This window comes from Sphaerochaeta sp., assembly GCF_050178175.1.
GTDB lineage: Bacteria > Spirochaetota > Spirochaetia > Sphaerochaetales > Sphaerochaetaceae > Sphaerochaeta.
Genome location: NZ_JBFXGH010000144.1, coordinates 1 through 4,738, shown reverse-complemented (window position 1 = coordinate 4,738; position 4,738 = coordinate 1). Strand labels below are relative to the sequence as shown.

At 48.9% G+C, this 4,738-nt stretch carries 6 protein-coding genes; 2 read left to right on the top strand and 4 right to left on the bottom strand.

Annotated elements, in window-relative coordinates; genetic code table 11:
* The first annotated feature begins 13 nt into the window (after window positions 1–13).
* Window positions 14–151 (top strand): hypothetical protein, encoded by a 138-nt coding sequence (locus AB7S66_RS11360; protein ID WP_428520091.1) that lies wholly within the window; start codon window positions 14–16, stop codon window positions 149–151.
* Here the strand turns inward: AB7S66_RS11360 and AB7S66_RS11355 are convergent.
* Window positions 148–897, bottom strand: coding sequence for a CPBP family glutamic-type intramembrane protease (locus AB7S66_RS11355; RefSeq protein ID WP_428520089.1), 750 nt, complete (start codon window positions 895–897; stop codon window positions 148–150). The two genes, AB7S66_RS11360 and AB7S66_RS11355, sit on opposite strands and share 4 nt — an antisense overlap.
* Window positions 898–1,204: 307 nt before the next feature.
* On the opposite strand from AB7S66_RS11355, the gene AB7S66_RS11350 reads away from it, so the two are divergent.
* Complete coding sequence (locus tag AB7S66_RS11350) at window positions 1,205–2,305, top strand: PAS domain-containing protein (RefSeq protein ID WP_428520087.1); 1,101 nt, start codon at window positions 1,205–1,207, stop codon at window positions 2,303–2,305.
* Here the strand turns inward: AB7S66_RS11350 and AB7S66_RS11345 are convergent.
* The 3 genes from AB7S66_RS11345 to AB7S66_RS11335 form a co-directional block, all read right to left on the bottom strand.
* Window positions 2,280–3,482, bottom strand: a complete 1,203-nt coding sequence (locus AB7S66_RS11345) for a nucleoside-diphosphate kinase (protein WP_428520085.1) — start codon at window positions 3,480–3,482, stop codon at window positions 2,280–2,282. The two genes, AB7S66_RS11350 and AB7S66_RS11345, sit on opposite strands and share 26 nt — an antisense overlap.
* Before the next feature lie 71 nt (window positions 3,483–3,553).
* Window positions 3,554–4,051, bottom strand: coding sequence for a cysteine hydrolase family protein (locus AB7S66_RS11340; protein ID WP_428520083.1), 498 nt, complete (start codon window positions 4,049–4,051; stop codon window positions 3,554–3,556).
* Between the two features lie 13 nt (window positions 4,052–4,064).
* Window positions 4,065–4,442, bottom strand: a complete 378-nt coding sequence (locus tag AB7S66_RS11335; protein ID WP_428520081.1) for a desulfoferrodoxin family protein — start codon at window positions 4,440–4,442, stop codon at window positions 4,065–4,067.
* Window positions 4,443–4,738 lie beyond the last annotated feature (296 nt).

Here is a 4,738-nt window from a genome sequence, read left to right as displayed (position 1 = left end):
CATTGCTGAAGGTGTGGAGAGTGAAGAGCAAGCCAAGATGCTTGCTTCCATGGGCTGCGACGGTGTGCAGGGGTATTTCTACAGCCAACCGTTGGAAGTCAGGGAGTATGAGCAGTTGCTGGGCGACGACACCCCGCGCTGCTTCCTCTAGAAGACGAAGATAAAGAGAATACCTTGGAAGAACAGATGCGTCAGGGCATGCGTGATCATGGCATACTGGATTCCCATTTTCAGATAGACCCACCCAAAGAGGTATCCCAATACCCCGTTGAGTACGAGGCTTCTGAGTACCAACATCCCACTCAAGGCCCCGAATGCTGCTTGTGTTGCCGGTAGATGCCCAAGCGCAAACAGTATTGCAGCTATCAGATTTGCAACATGATAGTAGGCTTTTGGAATCTCCAGTCCTTGTCTCGTTCTTCCAAACAACAGATCGAGTATGAAGACCAGGAGTGAGAGGAAGAACAAGCGAAGCATGATCTCTTCCAGGACTCCACCATAAAGCATGGAAAAGAGGAGCGTAACCAAGCTGAAGGATTCAGGGGAGTATGAGGCTTGGACTTGGGGAATGTGTGGAGCAAACACAAAGTAATCACTAAGCATGACCAGTGCAGAGAGGAGTGCAAGGAGGACCGCCTTCCCTCCAAGTGTTTTCTCGAAGGAGAAGGGGCGAAGCAAGCCGACCTTCCGGGCAAGTTGGTGTCCCAGGTAGGCTAAAAGAAGTGTATATACCAGGGCAACTTGGATAAAGGTGGCCAGTAGAAGGAGGGGTAATGAGACTTCCACACCAAGGTTTGCAGCTACAGTGCTGTTCGTATATGCCAGATACCAGGCACAGAGAAGTCCTATAGGGAAAAACAGCAGGGCAAAATGTAAGGCTTTCTTGTCAATTTTCATGCAAAACTCCTGCACGTACTGTATCCCAGCGTGCAGGAGTTGACAAGAAGTGTATGGTACATCTGTTCTACCTGAGAGGAATATGCAGCCCCCATGGATCGCCAAAGGAATTGGAAGTAACGCCATGTTTGGTGAGTGGTTGCAGGACAGGGAAGTACAAGTACCAAGCCCCCGAGATTTCTGTGATTCCAATCTGAGCATAATCCTGGATCTGCCTACTTAGAAAAGGCTTTCCCTGTGAAAGTTGCACACATCCTGCTTGCCATACAGCAGTGTTTGTTCCAAACTGCTGGAGAGGAGTCAGACCATGGAACTAATACATAATCATGACAAGCGTACTTCACGGCTTATCGAGTACTTCCAGATTCTTTATGAGGGAACTACAGACAAGGAAACCTACGAATCCTATCGTGATGTATTGGAAACAGCCACCGCATATGAGACGAATGCGGCATTGGAGGCACTTCTCAGCAAGGCAGGGGATATTGAGTCCTATACCATTGCAGTAGCGAGATTCATCAGGTCAGTGGGAAAGGGTTTGGAGAGTGCAACGCTTCCAGATTACCAAGACAATGCACTGCTTGCATCCTTGGTCGAGGAGAATGCCGAAATTGCGAAGGTATCCTCTTCATTGCAGCAAATCAGTATCCAACTGAAGAGAGAGGGAAGAGGTGATGTTTCAGGCATACAGGGAGTTCTCTCCTCGTTTGACCTGCTGCAAAAGCACTATGAGCGGTTGCAGAATGAGCTATTCCCCCTTTTCGAGCAAACCAGCAATGAACATAGCTGCGTGAAGCTGATGTGGGCGATCCAGAATACAGCCCTTGACTGGAAGAAGCAGACTCAAGCCTATGAAGGCAGTGATATGGCATCATTCTGGAAATCGTTCAGCAACTTCTATTTCAACATGGAAACATTACGGTATCGGGAGACATATATTCTCTATCCGGTTGCATATCGTTCACTAGGCGAACATCGTGGGGAGCGCATGGACAGTGCTCTTGCTGATGCACTCTTCTCCTGTAAGACCGGTGCGCTTACCTTTGAACAGTTGGACTTGATCTTCCGCCTCCTCCCACTCGATGTTGCTTTCATAGGGGCCGATGACCGGGTCAAGTTCTACTCTGATCCACCACATCGTATCTTTCCCCGTAGTCCGCAGGTGATTGGAAGGTTAGTGCAGAACTGCCATCCTCCAAAGAGTGTGTCCACCGTCGAGGAGATCCTCAGTTCCTTCAAAGAAGGAAGGGAGGATTCTGCAGAGTTCTATCTGGTTGTAAGGGGAGCGTTTGTCCACATCCAGTACTACGCAGTGCGTAGCATGGATGGCAAGTATCTTGGGACCTTGGAAGTGGTCCAAGACGCAACACACCTCAGGTCCCTCAGCGGGGAGAAGCGGTTGCTTTAGATTCGAGATATCCCTTGATCAGGGTGGCGTTGAAATTCTCTTCAGCTTGCAGTATGCCCATCTCTCGTTGGGCATTCTCCGGTGAGTCAGATGCGTGTGCAGCATTGACGCGGATATTGGAGCCGAATTCTCTGCGGATGGTTCCTGCAAGTGCCTTGTTCGGGTCTGTGGCGCCAAGGATTGTTCTGATCTTACTCACAGCATCAACGCCTTCATAGATCAGGACCATGCATTTCACCAGTCCTGGCTTGTCCAGATCCTCAGCCTTGCATTCACTCGGTTTTATGCCGGCCATGAACTCTACAATACGTTCGAACTGTTCTTCACTGTACATATCGCCGAAGCTGTTGGTCAGGATTGTCTGGAGCTGGTCGCTCAGCAGTACATTGAATTCACTTTCCAGGAGTTCCCTCGCTTGCATGCCGTAGATGGGAGCAAGTTTGGCTTTCAGGCCTTCCTTGGTAGGGCCGTAGAACTGCAGGGCCTGGGCAACGGACATCTTCAGCACCTTGATGCCTACGATGCGCAGTCCACTACGACTGAACATGTCTATGATCATGCCGGGGCGGCTGGAAGCATACTTCCAGTTGTCTGGCTTGATGATGACCAGTGTGCGTTGGGCCTTCTCATAATATTCATCTGGCCTGTTCTTGACGATGTTGTTCTTTCCCGGCAACCAAGAGCCAAAGAGGGCAAGCGTTTGGTCAGCTTCATTCTGACTTTGTGCAGTGATGACTGCAGGCTCAAAATAGAGAACCTCGCTCTCTTTTTCATCGGTGTAGATAAGATCAGCATAGGTGTCACGGATTGACATACCGGTAACGTTTTCCACCAATCGGGCTTCTTTCTGGAAGGATCCCACCACTTTGGTAAGTTCCTCACAGGGATGTTCCCCTTTGAATAGAAGCAACAAGGATCGGTGTTTGACTCCACCGGTGGGCCCTAGGTTCTGTTCTATGTAGGAGGAAAGAAGGTTTGAGGTGTTTGCTCCCTCATCCTTTTCCCGGGTCTTGATGATCGATGCATATTCCTCGGTAATGGTTTGATCCATTGCAATCATCTGGGCTCCTACAAGCTCGAGGGATATGCGGGAGAGAAGTCTGGATAGCACCCCGCCGGTGCGACTTTTTGCTACGGTATATGGGGTAACCAGAACATACGATAAGGACTGTTCCATGAGCAGCCTCCTTAGTAAGGTGTCTGTACACCGTATCCTACAAGCCCGGATGTTCTTTGTCTACGACCTGTTCAAGAAAAAATCTCGATTTGGCACGATTGCATTGTCTTAATTGCTGCTTCATGGTTGCCGGGGGTTGTTCCTGCGCAACAACTTGCATCAACTAGGATAGGTATCTCCGGTCTCATTGCCTTGATCAAGAGGGCATTGGAGACCACGCAGATGTCAGTGCATACCCCTACCAACTCCACTTCTGTGATTGTTTGGTCCTCTGCTATGTATGTTGCGAGTTCAATCGATCCGAAAGTGGGCTTTTCAAAGACCATTGCATCTTTCAGCGGCTCCTTGAGCTGGTCTACCAATTGATGCCCTTCTTCCCCCTTGATGCAGTGAGGAACAGGAAGGTGTTTCCCTTCACTGGTTTCCAGGTAGTCCTTTTCATGGGTGTCCAAGGTGTAGGCAAGCAATCCCTTGTGACCAGCCACTTTTGCGACCACTTTTCCAACCACTGCCTGTGCTTCAGCAGTGCCGAGGCTTCCGGAGACGAAATCTTTTTGCATGTCGATCACGACAAGCAACTTCCTAGAATGAGACTTTGAATAATCCTTCTTTGTTGCAGTAGGCATATACATCTCCATGTTCAGTATCGGTGAATACTGCAGAGGCAGGAGTCCCCTTGCGTATATCATGGCGCCGAGTCTGGTTTTTGGTCACCAAGAATATGGTAGTTATCTGATGGTCATCACTCTGGGGATGGGGCTTACTGCCCACTTTTACGTAGAGAAGATCCCCTCGGTGCGTGAGTACTATTTCATGGTTTGCGTCATTCGCCTCCGCGATTTTGGGTTTCAGGAGCTGCATCTCTGTTTCACAGCAATGTAAGGAGTGCCCTTCATCATGTACCAAATCAACCATCGAATGGCAAATGGGGCAACGGTAGAAGTTGATCTTCTTTGCCATAATGCCTCCTTTCTTCTAAAGGTACCAAGGTTCGCTCAAAGAGGAAAGAGGAGGAGAGAAAAACATAACAGACTATTCATGGTCTTTAAACACTTTTCTCACATATTAGCTGTAGGGTGTGCCCAACAATGTTTCTAAAATATGGAGGAAACAATGAAAAAATTAAGTATTATCGTCCTGATGGTTATCACCCTGGCTTCACTCAGTGCAGCAGGGAAGAGTGAATCAGCGAATGTTGCAACAAACTCCTTCAGCTGGATTGAAGGACCTGGAGTTGTAGGCCTTCCTGGCGTAAA